This is a genomic window from Kitasatospora sp. NPDC127060, assembly GCF_042724935.1.
Classification (GTDB): Bacteria; Actinomycetota; Actinomycetes; order Streptomycetales; family Streptomycetaceae; genus Kitasatospora.
In genome coordinates this window covers 1-18,755 of record NZ_JBHXEG010000069.1, presented here as the reverse complement: position 1 = coordinate 18,755, position 18,755 = coordinate 1, and the positions used below count along the sequence as shown (strand labels likewise).

The following is an 18,755-nucleotide window of genomic DNA, read 5'->3' as shown; positions in this document are numbered from 1 at the left end:
CCGCAGCGTTCATCCGCCCGGCACGCGCTCCTCACCGGGAGCGGGCAAGCTCCCGCCCAGTGGGTGAAGTTGGCTATACAACTTCACCCCGAGGAGCCCGCCGAGGAGGAACCCCCGTGACCGAGCAACCGCCGCCCTACTGGCTGCGCGACAACTGCCCCTGCGCCGACTGCCGGGACCCGCGCAACGGCCAGAAGCTGTTCCAGATCGGCGACCTGCCGGCGGATCTCACCATCGCCGCGCAGTGCGAGCCGGACGGCAACCTGGAGGTGCTCTGGTCGGACGGGCACCGCTCCCGCTACCCGCTCGCCTGGCTGCGCGAGGAGGCCGAGGGCGACGGCCGCACCGAGCGGGACAAGCGGCTCTGGGCGGCCGCCGACTTCGCCCGGGGCATCCCCGAGGCCGAGTGGGAGGCCTACCTCGTCGACCCCGCCGAACAGGCGGCGGTGCTGGGAGCCGTCCGCCGCAGCGGTTTCGCGGTGCTGCGCGGGGTGCCGGCCGTGGAGCGCCAGGTGCTGCGGGTGGCCGAGAGCTTCGGGCACGTGCGGGTCACCAACTACGGCGAGCTGTTCGACGTCCGGGTCGAGCCCGACCCGAACAACCTCGCGTTCACGGACAAGGCCATCGCCCCGCACACCGACAACCCGTACCGGGACCCGGTGCCCACCCTCCAACTGCTGCACTGCCTGGAGAACTCGGCCACCGGCGGCGACTCCGGCCTCGTCGACGGATTCAAGGCGGCGGCCCTGCTGCGGGACGAGTCCCCCGAGGACTTCGCCACCCTCACCCGCACCCCCGTCCCTTTCGTCTTCCGCGACCGCCGCACCGAACTGCGCGCCGACCGCCCGCTGATCGACGTGGACCCACGGGGAAGGATCCGCGAGGTCAGGTTCAACAACCGCTCGATCGGCACGCTCCGCGGGAGCGGCCTGGACGCCTTCTACGCCGCCTACCGCCGCTTCGCCGCGATCACCCTTCGCCCCGAGTTGCGGCTCACCTTCCGCCTGGACCCCGGCGACTGCCTGATCTTCGACAACACCCGTCTGCTGCACGCCCGTACCGCCTTCGAGCAGGACGGCCGACGGCACCTCCAGGGCTGCTACGCGGACCTCGACTCACTGGCGAGCACCCTCGCCGTGCTGCACCGCCGCACCGCCGCCCTGGACGAGCTGGCCGAGCTGTTCGCGGGCGAGGGCGCCGGGGAGTACCTGGGCGAGGCGGTCACCATGGCCGAGCACATGCTGCAGGCCGCGACCGCCGCCGAGGCGGCCGGGGCGCCGGACCACCTGGTCGCCGCCGCCCTGCTGCACGACGTCGGCCACTTCCAAGGCGGGCTGCACGGACGGGATCTGATGCTGGGGCAGGACAATCGGCACAGCCACAGCGGCGCCGACTGGCTGGCCCGCTGGTTCGGCCCGGAGGTCACCGAGCCGGTCCGGCTGCACGTCGCCGCCAAGCGCTACCTGTGCGCCGTCGAACCCGGCTACCGCGCCAGGCTCTCCGAGGCCTCCGAGTACACCCTCACCGTCCAGGGCGGCCCGATGGACGCCGACGAGGCCGCCGCGTTCGCCGAACTCCCGGGCGCCGTCGACGCGGTGGCCGTCCGCCGGTGGGACGAGCAGGCCAAGGAGCCCGACGCGAAGACGCCGGACTTCGAGCACTACCGACCGCTGCTCGCCTCCCTCATGCGCTGAGGAGCGGAGCGCGCCCGGGAGCGGCGAACCTCAGTCCAGCTCCCGGGCGTGCCGCGAAAGCGCCGACGTGGCAAGCGAGTTGTGCACGCTGAAGGCCACCGTCCCGGGCAGGTAGCGGTCCTGGGACCACTCCACCGGGGTGCCGGTCGGGTCGGTGGTCCGCCGCCGCTCGCGCAGCAGCGGGCCGCCCCGGCGGCAGCCGAGCAGCCGGGCGTCCTCCGCGTTGGCGGCGACGATGTCGATGGTGTGGTCGGCGTCGGTGAACAGGATGCCGTGCTCGCGCAGCACCTCGGTGTGCGAGACCACGTCCGGCGGCAGCTCGGCGACGATCTCGCCGACCCGCGGCGGGTAGATGGTGCGCTCGACCATCACCGGAGTGCCGGACAGGGTGCGCAGCCGGACGGTGACGTACACCTCCGCGCCCGGCTCCAGGCGCAGTTGCTCGCGCTCGGCGGCGTCGGCCGGACGGCGCACCAGGGAGTCCAGGATGCCGCCGGGCTCCTCGCCCATCGAGTACGCCCAGTGGGTGAAGCTGAGCAGTTCGGAGAAGCTCTGCACCCGGGCTCCGCCGAGCACCACCCGCCGGGTGCCGCGGCGGGAGGTGACCAGCCCGTCCGAGCGCAGCACGGCGAGTGCCTGGCGGACGGTGCCGCGGGAGACCCCGTACTGCTCGGCCAGCGCGCCCTCGGCGGGCAGCCGGCCCGCCTCGCCGAACGCGCCGGTGGTGATGGCCTCGCGCAGGTCGGCGGCCACCTTGCGGTACAGGGCTCCGGCCTCGCGCTCCACGGGGCGCCCGGGCTCTACTGCCACGTCACTCAATTGTCCCTCCAGGGGCGGTGTCCTGCGCAGCCGTGCCGGCGCGGACAGCCCGACCCTATCCCGCTGCGCAGTTCGAGCATCGCACCGAACGGATCACGCTCCGATGGCCGGATTCCACCGTTCCCGCAGCCGACCCCGACGCTGGGCCGTCCGTTCACCTTCCCGTCACCGGACTCCGGGTTACTTACCCCCGTCAGCGAAGTTGGCTAGTCAACTCGGACGGTTCCGAACGGATACCGGACGAACCCGGCAAGGACCCCTGACGGACGCCGGACGGATCCGCGCCACGGCCACTCGCACGATCGATCCCCCGATCGGACACCACTCCCGTGCAGCACCCCCTTCGCAGTACACCCGATCAGGAGACTGACCCGTGTCCGTGCACCGTGCCCGCTCCGCCGCCTTCGCGGCCGCTCTGACCGCCGCCGCGCTCTCCCTCACCGCCTGCGGTTCCGCCGGCTCGTCGTCCGCCAAGGCCGGCAGCAACGACCTCGCGGGTGGCAAGAGCGCCAAGACCGCCACCTCGGTCGCCGACTTCGGCGGCATGGACGGCCTGGTCGCCGCCGCCAAGAAGGAGGGCAAGCTGCACGTCATCACCCTGCCGCGCGACTGGGCGAACTACGGCAAGCTGATGGACGACTTCAAGGCGAAGTACGGCATCGACATCGAGGACGAGAACCCGGACGGCTCCAGCCAGGACGAGATCAACGCGATCACCTCCCGCAAGGGCCAGGACCGCGCCCCCGACGTCGTCGACCTCGGCTCCGCCTTCGCGATCAGCGCCGGCAAGCAGGGCCTGCTCGCCCCGTACAAGGTGACCGACTTCGACAAGATCCCGGCCACCATGAAGGACGCCAACGGTCTGAGCTACAACGACTACGGCGGCTACATGTCGATCGGCTGCGACGCCAAGAAGGTGTCCGTCTGCCCGAAGACCTTCGCCGACCTGCTGAAGCCCGACTACAAGGGCATGGTCGCCCTGAACGGCAACCCGACCAAGGCCGGTGCCGCCTTCGGCGCCGTCTACGCGGCCGCGCTCGCCAACGGCGGCTCGCTGGACAACATCCAGCCCGGCATCGACTTCTTCGGCAAGGTCAAGCAGGCCGGCAACTTCAACCCGGTCGAGGTCACCCCGGCGACCATCGAGAAGGGCGAGACCCCGATCTCGATCGACTGGTCGTACCTGAACGCCGGCTACAGCGACAAGTTCAAGGACAAGGGCATCGACTGGCAGGTGGCCATCCCCTCGGACGGCTCCTACGCCCAGTACTACAACCAGGCGATCAACAAGGACGCCCCGCACCCGGCCGCCGCGCGCCTGTGGGAGGAGTACCTCTACAGCGCCCAGGGCCAGAACGGCTTCCTCGGCGGCTACGCCACCCCCGCCCTGTTCGACGCCATGAAGGCCGCCGGCACCCTGGACGCGACCGCCGCCGCCAAGCTGCCGACCGTCGAGAAGCCCTTCACCACCTTCCCGACCCAGGACCAGACGGACGCGGCCAAGAAGACCGTGACCGAGAACTGGGCCAAGGCGATCGCGGGCTGACCTGAGATGACCACGGCTCCCACCCCGGTGCCGGCCGACGCCTCCGCCGCCCAGAGCGGCGGGGGCACCCCCGGCCCCGTCACCGCCTCCCCCACCACCGCCACGGCCGCCCCGGCCAGGGCCCCCCGCCGGGCCGGCGGCGGCCGCGCCTGGCTCGCCGCCCTCCCCCTGATCCTCTTCTTCGTGATCGGCTTCGGCCTGCCGGCCGTCGCGATCGCCATCGGTGCGTTCACCACCTCCTCGGACGCCCCCGACGGCGGTGGCACCTTCACCACCGACAACCTCACCGGCTCGCTCCAGGGCGCCTACTGGACGGCCCTGTGGGGCAGCGTGAAGCTCTCCCTGCTGACCGCGCTGATCGCCACCGTGGTCGGCCTGCCGCTGGCCCAGGCCGTGGCGACCTCCCGGTTCCGCGTCTTCCGCGAGGCCGTGATGTCCGCCTCCGGCGTGCTCGCCAACTTCGGCGGCGTGCCGCTGGCCTTCATGTTCGTCGCCACCCTCGGCAACGCCGGCGAGGTCACCCGGAAGTTCGGCCTGACCAAGCACGGCTGGAACCTCTACACCTTCACCGGCCTGTCCGTGGTGTACCTGTACTTCCTCGTCCCGCTGATGGTCATCACCATCACGCCGGCCCTGGAGGGCCTCAAGACCCAGTGGCGCGAGGCCGCGTACAACAACGGCGCCACCGGACTCCAGTACTGGCGGCACGTGGCCCTACCGGTCCTGCTGCCCTCGCTGCTCGGCGGCTTCGTGCTGCTGTTCGGCGCCTCGTTCGCCGCGTACGCCACCGCCGAGGCCATGGTGGGCAGTTCGGTGCCGCTGATCTCGATGCAGATCGGCGACGCGCTGTCCGGCAACGTCCTGGTCGGCCAGGGCAACCTCGCCCTCGCCCTCGGCCTCGACATGATCGTGGTCGCCTGCCTGGTGATGGCCGTGTACCTGCCCCTTCAGCGCCGGAGTGCCAAGTGGCTCGCCTGATCGATCGCATCCGTTTCGGCCGCGGCCTGGTCCTGCTGATCTGCGGGATCTACTTCGCGGTGCCGATGGCCGCCTCGCTGTGGTTCAGCGTCGACGACAACAAGGGCGGCACCACCTTCCGCGCCTACACCGAGCTGCTGAACGCACCCGGCTTCACCGACAGCCTGGTGCTCAGCCTGGAACTGGCCGCCGTCACCGTGGTGGTGCTGCTGCTCCTGCTCGTCCCGGCCGTGCTCGCCGCCCGCCTCGGCGCACCGAAGCTGCGCCCGGTGATCGAGGTCATGTGCTCGATGCCGCTGGTCGTCCCGGTCGTCGCCCTCACCACCGGCATCATCGGCGTGCTGCGCTGGGGCCCCGACTACCTCCAGGACACCCCGCTGTTCCAGACCATCGTGGCCATCCAGGACCCGGACTTCCCGATCGTCCTGATCATCGCGTACGTGCTGATGGCCCTGCCGTTCGCCTACCGGGCCATCGACGGCGGACTGCGCGGCGTGGACGTGGTCACCCTGGTCGAGGCCGCCCGCAACTGCGGGGCGGGCTGGCTGCGCGCGGTGTTCACCGTCGTCCTGCCGAACCTGCGCAGCTCGCTGCTGAACGCCGCCGTCCTCACCGTCGCCCTGGTGCTCGGCGAGTTCACCACCGCCTCCATCCTCGGCTTCAGCCCCTTCTCGGTGTGGATCAACTCCAACGGCAAGAGCGACGGCCAGATGTCCGTCGCGGTGTCGATGCTCAGCCTGCTGATCGTCTGGCTCGTCCTGCTGCTGATGTCCGCCGTCGGCCGCGGCCGCAAGGCCGCCCGGTCCTGAACCACCCCACGTTCTCCAGGAGTTACCAGCCATGACCACGGCCACCGCCACCGCCTCCCGGGCCGCGACCGCCAGCGGCGGCGCCACCGTCGAGTTCCGCTCGCTGCGCCGCGCGTTCGGCGCCACCACCGCCCTCGACGGCCTGGACCTCACCGTCCGGCCCGGCGAACTGCTCGCCCTGCTCGGCCCGTCCGGCTGCGGCAAGACCACCGCGCTGCGCATCCTGGCCGGCTTCGAGCAGCACGACTCCGGCGAGGTGCTGGTCGACGGCCAGGACATCACCTCGATCCCCGCCCACAAGCGCGACGCGGGCATGGTGTTCCAGTCGTACAGCCTCTTCCCGCACCTGACGGCGCTGGACAACGTCGCCTTCGGACTGCGGATGCGCGGCACCGGCAAGGCCGAGCGCCGCAAGCGCGCCGGGGAGCTGCTGGAGCTGGTCGGCCTGCCGCACCGCGCCGAGCACTACCCGCACCAGATGTCCGGCGGACAGCAGCAGCGCATCGCGCTGGCCCGCGCGCTCGCCCTCCAGCCGCGCGTGCTGCTGCTCGACGAGCCGCTGTCCGCGCTGGACGCCAAGGTCCGCCTCCAGCTGCGCGAGGAGATCCGCCGGCTCCAGCAGGAGCTGGGCATCACCACCCTGTTCGTCACCCACGACCAGGAGGAGGCGCTGTCCATGGCCGACCGGGTCGCGGTGCTGCGGGCCGGGAAGCTGGAGCAGTGCGCCACCCCGTCCGAGCTGTACGGCCGGCCGGCCACCGCCTTCGTCGCCGAGTTCGTCGGCACCATGAGCCGCATCCCGTGCACCCGCACCTCGGAGGGCGTCGAGGTGCTCGGCCGCCGGCACGCGGTGGACGGCGAGACTCCGGCCGACGGCGAGCTGCAGGTGCTGGTCCGCCCGGAGAACGTCCACCTCACCCCGGCCGAGAACGGCCCGGCCCTGGTGGTCACCGCGTCCTTCCTGGGCGCCGTCACCCGGCTCACCGTCCGCCTGGACGACGGCACCGAGGTCAAGGCCGACCTGCCCACCGAGGCCGCCGCCGCCCTCCCGGCCGGCTCGCGCGCCGAGCTCACGCTGCCGGAGCGCCCGGTCCTGGTGGACCGCCGCGCCGCCTGAGCAGGCCGTCTGGGATCCTGTACCGCCGCCGGACCCACCGAAGAATCGCTGAAGAATCACCGAAGGTACCGCCATGCCTGAAACCGTCCCGTCCGAACCCGCCCTGCCGGACTCCGTCCCGCCCGCCGCCGTCCTGCCCGCCGCCGTCCTCTTCGACATGGACGGCACCCTGGTCGACACCGAGCAGCTCTGGTGGAAGGCCGCCGCCGAACTCGCCGAGGAGCTGGACCACCCGCTCACCGACCAGGACGCCCCCGAGGTGCTCGGCCAGGCCGTCGAGCACACCGCCGCCCATCTGCACCGGGTCAGCGGCACCAGCCGCCCCGAGGCCGAACTCGCCGCCCGGCTGGGCGACTCCTTCGCCGCCAAGGTCGCCGCCGAGACGGTGCCCCGCCCCGGCGCGCTCGCCCTGCTGGCCGCCCTGCGCGAGGCCCGGGTGCCCACCGCGCTGGTCTCCGCCTCCCCGCGCCTGGTGGTGGACCTCGTCCTCTCGTCCATCGGCCGCGACTGGTTCGCCGTCACCCTGGCCGCCGAGGACACTCCCCGCACCAAGCCCGCGCCGGACCCGTACCTGGCCGCCGCCGAGCGGCTCGGCCTCGACCCGGCCGCCTGCGTCGCCGTCGAGGACACCCCGACCGGGGTCGCCTCCGCCGCCGCGGCCGGCTGCGCGGTGCTCGCCGTGCCGTCCACCGCCGTCCCGATGCCCGAGGGCGACCGGATCACCCCGCTGGACAGCCTGGAGCGGGTCGACCTCGCGCTGCTCGGGAAGCTCTGCACCGCCCCGGCCGGTTGACGGCGACATGCCCTACGTTCTGCTCACCCTCGCCATCCTGAGCGAGGTCTGCGCCACCAGCTGCCTCAAACTCACCGAGGGGTTCACCCGCCTCTGGCCCAGCCTCGGGGTGGGGATCGGCTACGCGCTGTCCTTCTACCTGCTCGGCCGCGCGCTCAAGCACATCCCGGTCTCGGTCGCCTACGCGGTCTGGTCCGGAGCCGGCACCGCGGCCGTCGCCGGGATCGGCGTGGTCGCCTTCGGCGAGTCACTGGGGAAGCTGCAGATCCTGGGAATCGCGCTGATCATCGTCGGGGTGGTCGTCCTCAACCTCAAGGGCGGTCACTGACGTCACGTCAACTCTGTTGACCCTGGGCCGGGGCGGGCCGTCGGACGCACCGACACCCCGCCCCGGCCCGTTCGCTACCGTGTCCCCATGACGAATCCCAGGCCGCACCACTACCGCTTCGTTCACCGCGAACTCCCGCGCCACCTTCTGGAGTTCGGACCCCAGCTGGCCAGCCCGGCACCGAACGGCGGCAGCTTGGTACCCGCCTTCACCAAGCTCTGGGACAGCCTCGGCGAAACCCTCCCGCCCGAGGACCGACTGCCCAGCCACGGCCTCGACTGCCGCCACCTCGAAGCCGACGGCCACCGCCTGCTCCTGGTCACCCTGCCCACCCCGGCCGGCTCCACCGAGGCCTACTTCGCCGCCGTCATCCTCCCCAGGGGCGCCAAGACCGTCCGCTACCTCACCCTGGAACACGCGATCAACCCCTTCGACGGCACCCCCGGCACCGTCCTCGGCGAGTGGACCACCCAGGGCCACCTCAACCACGGCCAGGGGCCGTCCCCGGTCGACGAACTCTTCGTCGCAGCCGTCATCGAGCTGACCGCCCCCAAGAAGCGCCCCTTCTGGCGCCGCTGAGCCAACCCACCCCCGGACGCGTGACCCATCTCACGCCATCCCGCTGAAACCCCGTCGTCCGTCCTTCCGTCCTGTTCTTCGCACCTTTTCTGATGAACGGACAGTACGGGGGGCGACGCCGTGGGTGATGACGCAGCGAAAGCCGGCGGTCCGGAGTTCAAGATCCGGCCGGGTGAACTGAAGGACGCCGCACCGACCTTCGAGAACCAGAGCAAGGCGCTCAAGGAAGCGCTCGACAAACTGAAGCAGAGCCTCACCGCGGCCGGCAGCCCCTGGGGCGGCGACAAACAGGGCAACGAGTTCGCGGCGGCCTACAACACCCCGCACGACCACGTGCTCTCCGCGCTCGACGTCCTGGTCAAGGGCCTCGGCAGCATCGGCGAGGGGCTGAAGGCCCACGCCGACAACCACACCGGCGCCGACAACCACGCCAAGAACCTGCTGCCGTGACCCGCCGCAGCTCCGCTGGAGGGCCGGCCGGTGGGTGAGTCCACGGTCGCGAAGGCCGTCCAGAAGCTCACCGGCATGTGGTGGCCGGACGCCGACCCCGACAAGCTCCGTACGGTCGCCGACGCCTGGGACGCGATGGCCACCGCCCTCGACAACGTCACCGCCCCCACCAACCAGGCGGCCGCCGCCATCGTCGCCAACAACCACGGCCCCGCCATCGACGCCTTCGGCACGTTCTGGGGCCGGTACTACGGCGGCAAGGACAGTGCGGGCAAGGGCAAGGGCTGGCTCCCCGAAACCGCCGACGCCTGCCGCGCCCTCGCCAAGGCGCTGCGCGACTTCGCCCACGAGGTCGACAAGGCGATCAAGAAGCTGGAGGAGGAGGCCGCGATCGTCGGCGGCACCCTGGTCGTCGGCACCGCCCTGGCCTTCTTCACCGCCGGCATCTCCGAAGCCGCCGCCGGAGGCGCCGCCGCCGCCATCGTCGCCACCGCGGCCGGTCTGGGCGTGACCGTCTCCGAGGCCATCGCCACCATCGCCGCCACGGTTCTCGTCGGTGCCGCCTTCGGCGCCGTCGAGGCCATCACCGTGGACCTCGCCGTAGCCCAGCCCATCCGCGTCGAGTTCTTCGACGACGGCGGCTACAGCCTCACCGAGGCGGTCGACTCCGCCGAGACGGGCGGCATCATGGGCGGAGCCGGCGGCGGCCTCGGCGCCGGCGCCCGCGTCGTCACCACCGCCGCCGAGGGCGCCGAGAACGCCTCCGTCGCCCTCGCGGGCCTGGCCAAGGTCGCGGGCGCCGCCGACACCCTGCCCGGCCGCATGATCACCGGAGCGGGCCTCAGCTACGGCTACGACGCCGCCTTCAAGACCGGCCCGGTCATGCCCCTCGACCTGGTCCTCGGCGCTGTCGGCGGCGCGGCCGGTCCCCGCAGCAGGACCAAGGCGCCCCCTCCCGAGACCGAGGGCTGGAGCGGCGCGGGATGGGTTTCACAACCCTCGGAATTCGCCGGTAAGGCGTACGAGCAGATCCGCGCGACCGACAACAGGGTCGATCTGCCGAAGATCGCCAAAACCACCGGTGTCGACGAGAACGTCCTGCGCCAGGTCAAAGCCCACCTCTTTCGTTCGCAGCACGAAGTCGCGACCGGCCCGCTCGAAACGAAGAAGGGCCTCTTCACGCCCCGAGACGACATCGCCCAGAACTGGCTGGACGCCCAGGCGGGCACGATCAAGCCCAAGAACCTGGAGCAGTTCAAGGCGCTGTTGGCCCACGAGTACATCGAGAGCCATCTCATGAAGGGCGGCCTGCCCTATATCTCCAAACACCCGGACCTGTGGGACGAGACGGGCTGGAAGCAGTTCCCGAAGTCACTCGACAAGGCAGGCGCCCACGACCTGGCTCCGCACTCCGACGAGGGGCACTTCAGGCACTGGAAGACGCTCGGTTTGGAACCGCCGTCCGACGTCGCAGGCGATCTTTCGAACATTGATAGCGTGGTTTCCGAGATCAAGCAGCAGTTGCGCATGAACGGAGTGAAGGTCAAGTGACAGAGAATCCGTCACGCGTCGTGCTTGAGCGCCTGCAGGGCGCCCCGTGGGGTGACTGGGACCTCGCATACGGTCATGCCCGGTCCCGGGTCCAGCTGATGCGCGAATACCTGCGCCGCGCTGCCCTGTGGGCGGACGCCTTCGGCGCCGAGAAGCTCTGGCCATTCTTCGACATCGGTCGGCAGATCGACCCGACCGTCCGCCCCACTCCCGACATCACGACCGACCTCGACAACTTCATCGACAACACGATCGGCCGACGCACCCTGGAGGAGACCTGCCGGGGAGCCGTGCACTGGCCCACGTTCTGCCGCGGGACGAGCCTCACCCTCCCCGATCTGCCGACCCCTTACGAGCCGCTACTTCTCATGTTCGAGCGCGGCGGCGGCTTCTACGTCGAGGAGATGATCGACCTCAGCGGCGCCGCCGTCCCCCTGGGCAAGCCGTCCGACCACCTCTCCCACGCCCCGGTCGTCAGCCTCGACCTGGCCGCGCTGGACGCCCTGGACACAGCCTGAGCGCCAACGCTCCGGACTGGCCGACGATGACCAGGAAGTCGGCAAACCCGACTTCCTGGTCACGCAAGGACACCCTCGTCGCGTCCAGGCGGTCACTGCTCACGGTGTTCGCCGAAGCCGTTCGCCTTTGCACGACCACCTGACACCCGCCCCGAAGCCCGCCAGGATCCAGGCGTACGCTTCCACGCCGTCACAGCGAGAAGCGGGGGAAGCCATGCCAGGACCGAGCAGCAGACGCGGAACCGCCGCGCTGACGACCGCGCTGGTGGCGGCCGTGCCGGCCGGGACGTTCGGGCTGGTGGCGGTGAGCACGTACGTCGGGTTCGGCAGCGCGGTGTTGCTCGGGCTGGCGATCGGGGCGGCCTGGATCGTGGGCGCGGTGCGGCTGCTCGGGGCGGCGGCGGGCTGCTGGCTGGCGGCGGTCGGCGCCGTCCTGTGGCTGCTGGCGCTGGGGTCGGTGGACTTCGCCCGGGATTCGGTGATCCTCAGCACCTCCGGGGTGACCACCACCGCCCGGGTCACGGCGGCGCACGACTTCCCCCAGGGCAAGCACCCGGACTCGACGTACGACCTCGTGGACGGGAACGGCGTGCCGATCCCGCACGGCACGGTGTTCGCGGGTCTGCGTTCGCACGCGGTCGGCGACCGGCTGACCGTGCGGTACGACCCCGGGGGCGTCGCGGAGGCGCGCCTGCCGGAGAGGGTGGACTTCCCGAGGGACCTGGCCGTCGCGCTCGGCCTCAACGCCTTCCTGATGGCCGGCACCGCCGGTCTCGGTGTGGCGGTGGTCCGCAACGGCCGCCCGCGCCGGGTGCCGTGGCGCCGAGGGGGCGAGATCGGGAGGACGGGCCCGCTGAACGCCGGGCGCTGAACTACCGCTCCCGCACGACCCGCGCCCGCAGGTAGTTGCGCCGCCCGAAGTTGGGCTCGTCGACCGCCGTCAGGTCCTCGACCTGGAACCGGTAGAGCGCCGCCGCCCCGCCGCCGGTGAGGTACTGCCGCCGGGTGTCCTCGTCCTGGGCGAAGGCCGGGTAGCGCCCCTGGTAGGCCGCGAGGGCGGCCTCCGCCTGCCGCCCCCAGGCCTCGCTCGCGCTACCGGTCAGCTGGAGTCCGCGCAGTTGTTCGCCGAAGGCGGGCGGCGGAAGGAAGACGGTGGCGGCGGCCCGGGCCTCCTCGGCGAGGTGGTGGCTGTGCCGGGTGGAGCGCTCGCTGACGAAGTACAGGACGAGGTCATCGTCGTAGGCGAAGAAGGCCAGGTTGGCGTGCGGCCCGTGTTCGTGGCCGGCGGTGGCGAGGGTGAGCACCATGGCTTCGGCCAGCAGGCCTTCGACGCCCTTGTGCAGCAGGTCGCCCGGCCAGTCCCCCTGCGTGATGTCGAGTCGGTACGGCATTCGGCACTCCCTCCACTGGCGCCCGGTGCCTTCGCGCCCCGGGCACGACTGAGCCGGGCGGGCGCCCCCGTCAAGGGCACCGCGCCCGGCTCACATGCTCCACCGCCGTCCGAAACCGGACAAGGGGCGGGCCGCTCGGGAATCGGTACTACTGCACCCGGTCCTACCGCGCCCGGTGCGAGGGGTACCCGCGGGTCACCACCGGCAGCGTGCCGGGCCCGAGCAGCGGGCGCAGCGCGCCGGAGCGCATCTTGTCGACCAGCGGCCCGCAGCGACCGGCGAGCGGTGCCAGCAGCAGGGCGACCACGGTGCCGACGAGGGCGCCGACCGCGACGTCGTGGGGGTAGTGCACGCCGACCCAGACCCGGGAGGCCGCCATCAGCGCGGCGAAGACGGTGGCGACGACGCCGAGTCGGCGGCTGACGAACCAGAGCGAGATCGCGGCGGCGAAGGCGATCACCGAGTGGTTGCTAGGGAAGGACCAGTCCCCGGCGGTCGGGCAGGTCTCCAGCGAGACGCTGCCGGGGATCTGGGCGCACGGCCGGAGTTCCTCGACCATGCCCTTGAGCACGGAGTTGACGCCGTACGCGACGACCACGATGACCGGGGAGGCGAGCACCTTGGCCATGGTCGCCGAGTCGGCGCCGCGCGCCCGCCACCAGGCGTAGAGCATGAACAGCGCGAACAGCCCGAGGCCGATCGCGGACCAGACCTTGATCAGGTCGTCCAGCCAGTGCGGGGCCGACTGCGCCCACCCGTTGACCCGGGTGTAGAGGCTGCCGTCGATCCCGCTGCCGTCGTAGACGGCCAGAGCCCGAGAGGACATCACACGTCACCTCCGTGACGGCGCGCCTTACGGGCGCGGAACAGTTCAAGAACAATGGGGAGCACGGAGACAACTACTACCAGACCGATGATCGGCAGCAGATACTGGTCGATCCCGGGAATCGAGGATCCGAGCCCGTACCCGGCCAGCACCACGCCGACCGTCCAGACCACACCGCCCGCGACCTGCCAGACGGTGAACGAGCGGACCGGCACTCCGAGTACGCCGCAGAGCGGATTCAGCACCGTACGGACCACCGGGATGAACCGGGCCAGCACGATCGCCTTGCCGTGCCCGTACTTGGCCAGCAGTTCCTCGGCCCGCGCCACGCCCTCCAGCAGGCTCCTGCGCTGGGTGCGGGAGAGCAGCGCCCGCCCGCCGCGGCGGCCGATCAGGTAGCCGACCTGCGCCCCGGCCAGGGCCCCGACGAGAGCGGCGGGCAGCACCTGCCACAGGTGCAGCTGCGGGCCCTTGGTGGCGCCGGGCACGCAGAGCAGGCCCGCGGTGAACAGCAGCGAGTCGCCGGGCAGGAAGAAGCCCACCAGCAGGCCGGTCTCGGCGAACAGCACGACGGCGATGCCGAGCGCGCCGAAGGCGGCGAGCAGCGAGGACGCGTCCAGCGGGTTCACCGCGAGGTGGGAGCCCAGCGCGAGGTGGGAGCCCGCGGCGAGCTGGGACACCGGATCGGCAAGGAACTGGAGCAAGGCTTGCGGACCTCCCGTACGTTGGGGGGCGGTCCCGCCGCGGTTCACCGCGGAACGCACCCCGACCGTCTACAGTGACGTAGACGGTCTACATGACTGTAGACGATAGCTGGAGGAAGCGCCGCCATGTCCGACCTACCGTCCGCCCGCCGGCCCGCCGGGGAGCTGGAGGCCGAGGTGCTGGCCGCCCTCTGGTCGGCCCGGCAACCGATGACGCCGCAGGACGTCCAGACGGCGCTCGGCGGGGACCTCGCCCGCACCACCATCGCGACGATCCTGGCCCGGCTGCACGACAAGGGGACGGTCGAGCGCACCCGGGCCGGCCGCGCCTACGCCTACACCCCGACCGTCCAGGACACCGCGGGCCTCGCCGCCCGCCGGATGCACACCGAGCTGGGCCGCGAGGCCGACCGCTCCACCGTGCTCGCCCGCTTCGTCTCCGACCTCTCCGCCGAGGACGAGCAACTGCTGCGCACACTGCTCGGCGACGGAGGCGACGGGGCCCACGGAGCCCACGGCCGGCCGGGATCGGCGGGCACACCGTGATGCTCGCCGTCTGGGCGCCGCTGCTGCTGCCCTTCCTGACCGTCCCGCTGGCCCGCCGCCTCGCCGAGGCGCTGACCCCCCGCGCCGCCGCCTGGCTGCTGGCCGGCACCGCCACCGTCCTGGCCGCCGGCACCCTCTGCTCGCTCGGACTGCTCGCCACCGCCGGACTGCTCCAGCTGCCCCCGGTCGCCGCCCTCGGCCACCTCTCGCTGCCCTGGCTCACCGCCGCCGCGCCCAGCGCCCCGCTCGCCGCCGCGGCGGCCGGCCTCGCCCTGGCCGCGCTCGCCGCTCTGGCGGTCCGCACCGCCCGCCGGCGCCGACGGGAACTGCGCACCGCCCGGGCCGCCCTGCCGGCCCCGGTCCTCCCCTGCGAAACGGCTCTTCCCTACGACACCGGCGCCGAAAGCCACGACCCCGGCCCCGGCCCCAGCCACAGCCACAGCCACAGCCACAGCCACAGCCACAGCCACGATCCCGGCCACGGCCCCGCCGAGACGGCCGGCGACCAGCATCCGGACATGCGCCCCTGGCACGCCTCCGTGCGCGGAGCGCGCGCCACCCGGAGTGCACGGGGCACCGTACGGCTCCTGCCGGACTCCGCCCCCACCCGGCTCCGTCGGGCCCTGGAGCGGCTCCGGCACCCCGCCGACCACCCGCTCACCGTGCTGGACGACGACCGCGCCGACGCCTTCGCCCTCCCCGGCCGCCTGCGCCGCCCCGGCCGGGCCGGGGAGCCGGGCCGGATCGTGGTCACCTCCGGGATGCTGCGCGCCCTCAGCGGCCCCGAGCGCTCCGCCCTGCTCGCCCACGAGCGCGCCCACCTCACCGGCCGGCACCACGTCTTCCTCGCCCTCGCCGAGCACGCCGCCGACCTCCACCCGGCGCTCCGCCCACTGCGCGCGCCCCTCGGGTACCACCTGGAGCGCTGGGCCGACGAGGTGGCAGCCGCCCGGGTCGGCGACCGCGCCGTGACCGCCCGCGCGGTCGGCCGGGCCGCCCTCGCCGCGAGCCGCTCGCCCTGGCCGGCCCGCCCCACGCTGGTCGCCGCCGCCCACTCCGGCCCGGTCCCGCGCCGGGTCGCCGCCCTGCTCCAGCCCCGCCCGGCCGCCACCCCGGCCACCCGGCTTCGGGCCGTCGCCGCCGCCCTGGCCGTCTGCCTGGCCCTGACCACCGGCGCCACCCTGGAGGCCACCGCCGACCTCCACCACACCGTCGAGGCCGCCCAGCACGAGCCCGGCACGGAACGCTGAAACCCGCCCCGCCGGGCCTCGCCTCAGACCCACCGGACACACCCCGCACCGCCGCCGGACCGTTTCCGTACCGACCGGTATGCGGACTTGGCAGACCCCATCCCCACACGCCCACCGCACCCGTACGCTTTCGTCAGCGCGTCGACCCCGGCGCGTCCTCGAACGGCGGCGAGGAGCAACGCGAGTGCGGCAGACCGGACGGCAGTCCCGACGACCAGAGCGCCGCACCCCGCCGACCGCGGCAGAACTGGCCAAGGTTCACGAGCGCACCCTCGACGCCGCCGCCGCCCGCGAACTCACCCTCCCCGATACCGGCGGACCCAGCGGACCCGGCGGACCCGCCGGACCCACCGGACCCACCGGCCCGGGCCGCCCCGACCGGCTGGAACCCCGCCCCGAGATCGGCGACTCCTGGGCCCGGCTGCGCCGCCTCGGCCTCGACCCCGACAGCGGCGCCGCCACCGTCCTGCTCGGCCCCGCCGAACTGGAGCAGCGCCGCCGGGCCAGCGGGCTCGACAACGTCATGCCGGTGCTGCGCGAGACCCTCCTCGAACCGGTCGCCCAGGCCCCGCTGATCCTCGCCATCGCCGACGCCGAGGGCCACGTGCTCTGGCAGGAGGGCGAGCGCGGGCTGCGCCGCAGCGCCGACCGGATCGGCTTCGTCACCGGCGCCCGCTGGACCGAGGAGACCGTCGGCACCAACGGCATCGGCGTCGCGCTGCGCGCCCAGCGGCCGATGCACGTCCACTCCGCCGAGCACTACCTGCGCAGCCACCACACCTGGACCTGCGTGGCCGCGCCCGTGCACGACCCGGCCACCGGCCGACTGGTCGGCGCGATCAACCTCAGCGGCCCGGCCCACAACGTCCGCCCGTACCTGCTCCAGCTCACCGCCACCGCTGCCCGGCTCGCCGAGACCGAACTGCGCGCCCACCGGCTGGAGGCGCTGAACCAGCTGCGCACCCTCGCCGCCCCGCTGCTGGCCCGGGTCGGCGGCCCGGCTCTGGTGGTGGACGCGGCCGGCTGGACCGCCGCCTCCGCCGGGCTGCCGCCGCCCAGCCGGCTGCGCGTCCCCAGCGAGGGCTGGGCCCCGGCCGCCGTGCACTGGGTGCCGGGGCTCGGCGAGTGCGTGCTGGAGCCGCTCGCGGACGGCTGGCTGGTGCGCCCGGTCCGCCCGGCCGGGGCCGACGAGCCGGACGGCTCCGGCACGCTGAGCGCCGAACGGGCCGAGGGTGCCCGGATCCTGCTCGACCTGCGGCGGCCGGACCGCCCCGAACTGTCCGTCCGGGGCGCCGCCGACAGTTGGTCGCACCCGGTCAGCCCGCGCCACGCCGAACTGCTGCTGCTGCTCGCCACCACCCGCGGCGGCAGCACCGCGGCGCAGCTCGCCGAGGCGCTGTTCGGCGACGCCGGGCGGACGGTGACGGTCCGCGCCGAACTGTCCAGGCTGCGCCGCTACCTGGGCGGCCTGCTGGCCCACCGGCCGTACCGCTTCGCCGACTCGGTGCTGGTCACAGTGGAGGGGCCGGAGGACCCGTACGACCTGCTGCCCTCCTCCGTCGCCCCCGCCGTCCGACGGCTGCGGGCCGAGCTGGCGGCGGGCCGGGCCCGGCTGCCGGGCGCCGCGGCGCCGGTACCTCAGCCGCCCGCGAGCAGCGCGAGCAACTGGTCGTCGGTGGGCCCGCAGTCGCGCTCCGCCTCGGCCGAGGCCAGCGCGTAGGTGCGGTCCAGCCAGGACTGCACCCGGGGCCTGGAGGCCTCCAACAGGGCGCTGCCGTGCGGGGATTCGAGCGCCAGGTGCAGCGTCGAGCCGTGGCAGGGGCAGTAGGCCGGCCACAGCTTGACGTCGCCCTGGCCGCTCAGGGTGTGCAGTCCGTCGCGCAGCAGGTCGCGGGAGAACACCCAGTCCGCCTCGTCCGGACGCCCCACGTGGAAGGTCAACAGCACCTCGTACGGGCGGGCGGCGTCGAAGCGGAACCGGGTGCGCACCTCGCCGACCACTTCATCGCCCAGCGAGATCCGCAGCACCAGGACCTCCTCCACCGCCGCCGGAACGGCGGTGGAGCCGCCCCCATCGCCGCCCGTGGGGGTGGCGGCGAGGGGGGCACTGGAGGCTGCTGACAGCGGGTCGGGCGGCATGACGGTCTCTCCGGGAACGGCGCGGGATGCCATCAGCCTGCGCCACCGGCGGCCGGGCGGGCAAGGGTTGCAAGGGGGTTGCAATAATCCCCGACCGGCCACGCGGCCCCTTACCGGACTTATCAGACTGACCGTCAACTTTCGTTCCCCGCACGGGTGTCCGGAAAATCGATGGCTGCTGTCCGCCCTTCGGCCACCCGCTGGTACGCTCTCCCCTCCCGACGCGGGCCCGCCGCGGGACCGGCCCCGGACGGCCGGATCCGGGCCCGGCGGTGGTGCGTGGGACAATACGGCGACGCGACGGCGACTTCGGGGAGGGAGGGGTCCGGTGGCTGTGCGTGGGGAGACCACGTGGGACGTGCAGCACGAGCCCGCACGGCAGGGTCGGCACGGCCGACCACGCCCGTTCGGCGGCCGGTTCCGGCTGCCCACCCTGCGTTTCTCCGGCGCCGCGATGGCGATGTCCACCGTCGTCGGCATCAGCATCGCCACCACCCTCCTGCTGAACGAGCAACAGGGCATCGGCCGGCGGGCCGGCGTCGCCCGGGTCGGCACCAGCCCGCCGCCCAGCCCGAGCGGCACCGACCAGGCCGATGCCGCCACCGACCGGACCCAGGACACCCCCGCGCCCACCGGCCGTCCGCACACCCCGAAGCCCTCGGGGCACGCCTCGGCCCACCCGTCCGGTCCGGCGAACGCCGCGGCCACACCCCCGGC

General features: G+C 73.1%; 20 protein-coding genes and 1 pseudogene. 16 read left to right on the top strand and 5 right to left on the bottom strand.

What is annotated here, in order from left to right; genetic code table 11:
• Positions 1–116 precede the first annotated feature (116 nt).
• Positions 117–1,694, top strand: a complete 1,578-nt coding sequence (locus ACFWIS_RS30420; protein ID WP_380458955.1) for a phosphonate degradation HD-domain oxygenase — start codon at positions 117–119, stop codon at positions 1,692–1,694.
• A gap of 30 nt (positions 1,695–1,724) precedes the next feature.
• Here the strand turns inward: ACFWIS_RS30420 and ACFWIS_RS30415 are convergent, their stop codons facing one another.
• Complete coding sequence (locus tag ACFWIS_RS30415) at positions 1,725–2,504, bottom strand: GntR family transcriptional regulator (RefSeq protein WP_380458952.1); 780 nt, start codon at positions 2,502–2,504, stop codon at positions 1,725–1,727.
• Between the two features lie 382 nt (positions 2,505–2,886).
• Between ACFWIS_RS30415 and ACFWIS_RS30410 the strand changes: the two genes are divergently transcribed.
• The 11 genes from ACFWIS_RS30410 (at position 2,887) to ACFWIS_RS30360 (ending at position 12,053) form a co-directional block, all read left to right on the top strand.
• On the top strand, positions 2,887–4,059 hold the full coding sequence (locus ACFWIS_RS30410; protein WP_380458950.1) for an ABC transporter substrate-binding protein: 1,173 nt from the start codon (positions 2,887–2,889) through the stop codon (positions 4,057–4,059).
• Between the two features lie 6 nt (positions 4,060–4,065).
• Entirely contained in the window at positions 4,066–5,037 is a 972-nt protein-coding gene (locus ACFWIS_RS30405) for an ABC transporter permease (protein WP_380458947.1), read from the top strand.
• Positions 5,037–5,846: an ABC transporter permease gene (locus ACFWIS_RS30400; RefSeq protein ID WP_380459034.1), complete on the top strand. Its 810-nt coding sequence runs from the start codon at positions 5,037–5,039 to the stop codon at positions 5,844–5,846. Before ACFWIS_RS30405 ends, ACFWIS_RS30400 begins: the two co-directional genes overlap by 1 nt.
• Positions 5,847–5,877: 31 nt before the next feature.
• Positions 5,878–6,963, top strand: coding sequence for an ABC transporter ATP-binding protein (locus tag ACFWIS_RS30395; RefSeq protein WP_380458944.1), 1,086 nt, complete (start codon positions 5,878–5,880; stop codon positions 6,961–6,963).
• A 73-nt stretch (positions 6,964–7,036) separates the two neighbouring features.
• The gene (locus ACFWIS_RS30390) at positions 7,037–7,756 is read left to right on the top strand and encodes an HAD family hydrolase (RefSeq protein WP_380458942.1); all 720 of its coding nucleotides are present in this window, start codon (positions 7,037–7,039) and stop codon (positions 7,754–7,756) included.
• 7 nt (positions 7,757–7,763) lie between these two features.
• Positions 7,764–8,084, top strand: a complete 321-nt coding sequence (locus ACFWIS_RS30385) for a DMT family transporter (RefSeq protein WP_380458940.1) — start codon at positions 7,764–7,766, stop codon at positions 8,082–8,084.
• 87 nt (positions 8,085–8,171) lie between these two features.
• The gene (locus tag ACFWIS_RS30380; protein WP_380458938.1) at positions 8,172–8,663 is read left to right on the top strand and encodes a hypothetical protein; all 492 of its coding nucleotides are present in this window, start codon (positions 8,172–8,174) and stop codon (positions 8,661–8,663) included.
• 120 nt (positions 8,664–8,783) lie between these two features.
• Complete coding sequence (locus ACFWIS_RS30375; RefSeq protein WP_380458935.1) at positions 8,784–9,113, top strand: WXG100 family type VII secretion target; 330 nt, start codon at positions 8,784–8,786, stop codon at positions 9,111–9,113.
• Between the two features lie 30 nt (positions 9,114–9,143).
• Entirely contained in the window at positions 9,144–10,664 is a 1,521-nt protein-coding gene (locus ACFWIS_RS30370) for a hypothetical protein (protein ID WP_380458933.1), read from the top strand.
• A gap of 20 nt (positions 10,665–10,684) precedes the next feature.
• Positions 10,685–11,182 (top strand): hypothetical protein, encoded by a 498-nt coding sequence (locus ACFWIS_RS30365; RefSeq protein ID WP_380458930.1) that lies wholly within the window; start codon positions 10,685–10,687, stop codon positions 11,180–11,182.
• Positions 11,183–11,396: 214 nt separating this feature from the next.
• Positions 11,397–12,053: a hypothetical protein gene (locus ACFWIS_RS30360; protein WP_380458927.1), complete on the top strand. Its 657-nt coding sequence runs from the start codon at positions 11,397–11,399 to the stop codon at positions 12,051–12,053.
• Position 12,054: 1 nt separating this feature from the next.
• Here the strand turns inward: ACFWIS_RS30360 and ACFWIS_RS30355 are convergent, their stop codons facing one another.
• From ACFWIS_RS30355 to ACFWIS_RS30345, 3 genes are all read right to left on the bottom strand, one after another.
• On the bottom strand, positions 12,055–12,573 hold the full coding sequence (locus tag ACFWIS_RS30355) for a pyridoxamine 5'-phosphate oxidase family protein (RefSeq protein WP_380458924.1): 519 nt from the start codon (positions 12,571–12,573) through the stop codon (positions 12,055–12,057).
• Between the two features lie 163 nt (positions 12,574–12,736).
• A complete protein-coding gene (locus ACFWIS_RS30350; protein ID WP_380458921.1) occupies positions 12,737–13,399 on the bottom strand; it encodes a phosphatase PAP2 family protein in 663 nt (220 codons plus the stop codon).
• The gene (locus ACFWIS_RS30345; protein WP_380459031.1) at positions 13,399–14,079 is read right to left on the bottom strand and encodes a DedA family protein; all 681 of its coding nucleotides are present in this window, start codon (positions 14,077–14,079) and stop codon (positions 13,399–13,401) included. Before ACFWIS_RS30345 ends, ACFWIS_RS30350 begins: the two co-directional genes overlap by 1 nt.
• A gap of 150 nt (positions 14,080–14,229) precedes the next feature.
• Here ACFWIS_RS30345 and ACFWIS_RS30340 point away from each other — a divergent pair, with 150 nt between their 5' ends.
• From ACFWIS_RS30340 to ACFWIS_RS30330, 3 genes are all read left to right on the top strand, one after another.
• A complete protein-coding gene (locus ACFWIS_RS30340) occupies positions 14,230–14,649 on the top strand; it encodes a BlaI/MecI/CopY family transcriptional regulator (RefSeq protein ID WP_380458919.1) in 420 nt (139 codons plus the stop codon).
• The gene (locus ACFWIS_RS30335) at positions 14,649–15,899 is read left to right on the top strand and encodes a M48 family metalloprotease (protein ID WP_380459028.1); all 1,251 of its coding nucleotides are present in this window, start codon (positions 14,649–14,651) and stop codon (positions 15,897–15,899) included. The genes ACFWIS_RS30340 and ACFWIS_RS30335 overlap by 1 nt, the downstream gene beginning before the upstream one ends.
• 184 nt (positions 15,900–16,083) lie before the next feature.
• Positions 16,084–17,619, top strand: a complete 1,536-nt coding sequence (locus ACFWIS_RS30330) for a GAF domain-containing protein (protein WP_380458916.1) — start codon at positions 16,084–16,086, stop codon at positions 17,617–17,619.
• Here the strand turns inward: ACFWIS_RS30330 and ACFWIS_RS30325 are convergent.
• The gene (locus ACFWIS_RS30325) at positions 17,538–18,038 is read right to left on the bottom strand and encodes an SsgA family sporulation/cell division regulator (protein WP_380458913.1); all 501 of its coding nucleotides are present in this window, start codon (positions 18,036–18,038) and stop codon (positions 17,538–17,540) included. The genes ACFWIS_RS30330 and ACFWIS_RS30325 overlap by 82 nt on opposite strands.
• A gap of 328 nt (positions 18,039–18,366) precedes the next feature.
• On the opposite strand from ACFWIS_RS30325, the pseudogene ACFWIS_RS30320 reads away from it, so the two are divergent.
• A pseudogene (locus ACFWIS_RS30320) lies at positions 18,367–18,755 on the top strand (hypothetical protein); the annotation flags it as partial.

Bases quoted from the DNA above. Each gene is read 5' to 3' on its own strand.
- ACFWIS_RS30380 (WP_380458938.1), top strand. From the start codon at position 8,172: ATGACGAATCCCAGGCCGCACCACTACCGCTTCGTTCACCGCGAACTC.
- ACFWIS_RS30355 (WP_380458924.1), bottom strand. From the start codon at position 12,573: ATGCCGTACCGACTCGACATCACGCAGGGGGACTGGCCGGGCGACCTG.
- ACFWIS_RS30405 (WP_380458947.1), top strand. From the start codon at position 4,066: ATGACCACGGCTCCCACCCCGGTGCCGGCCGACGCCTCCGCCGCCCAG.
- ACFWIS_RS30325 (WP_380458913.1), bottom strand. From the start codon at position 18,038: ATGCCGCCCGACCCGCTGTCAGCAGCCTCCAGTGCCCCCCTCGCCGCC.
- ACFWIS_RS30390 (WP_380458942.1), top strand. From the start codon at position 7,037: ATGCCTGAAACCGTCCCGTCCGAACCCGCCCTGCCGGACTCCGTCCCG.
- ACFWIS_RS30395 (WP_380458944.1), top strand. From the start codon at position 5,878: ATGACCACGGCCACCGCCACCGCCTCCCGGGCCGCGACCGCCAGCGGC.
- ACFWIS_RS30350 (WP_380458921.1), bottom strand. From the start codon at position 13,399: ATGTCCTCTCGGGCTCTGGCCGTCTACGACGGCAGCGGGATCGACGGC.
- ACFWIS_RS30360 (WP_380458927.1), top strand. From the start codon at position 11,397: ATGCCAGGACCGAGCAGCAGACGCGGAACCGCCGCGCTGACGACCGCG.
- ACFWIS_RS30340 (WP_380458919.1), top strand. From the start codon at position 14,230: ATGTCCGACCTACCGTCCGCCCGCCGGCCCGCCGGGGAGCTGGAGGCC.
- ACFWIS_RS30335 (WP_380459028.1), top strand. From the start codon at position 14,649: ATGCTCGCCGTCTGGGCGCCGCTGCTGCTGCCCTTCCTGACCGTCCCG.
- ACFWIS_RS30385 (WP_380458940.1), top strand. From the start codon at position 7,764: ATGCCCTACGTTCTGCTCACCCTCGCCATCCTGAGCGAGGTCTGCGCC.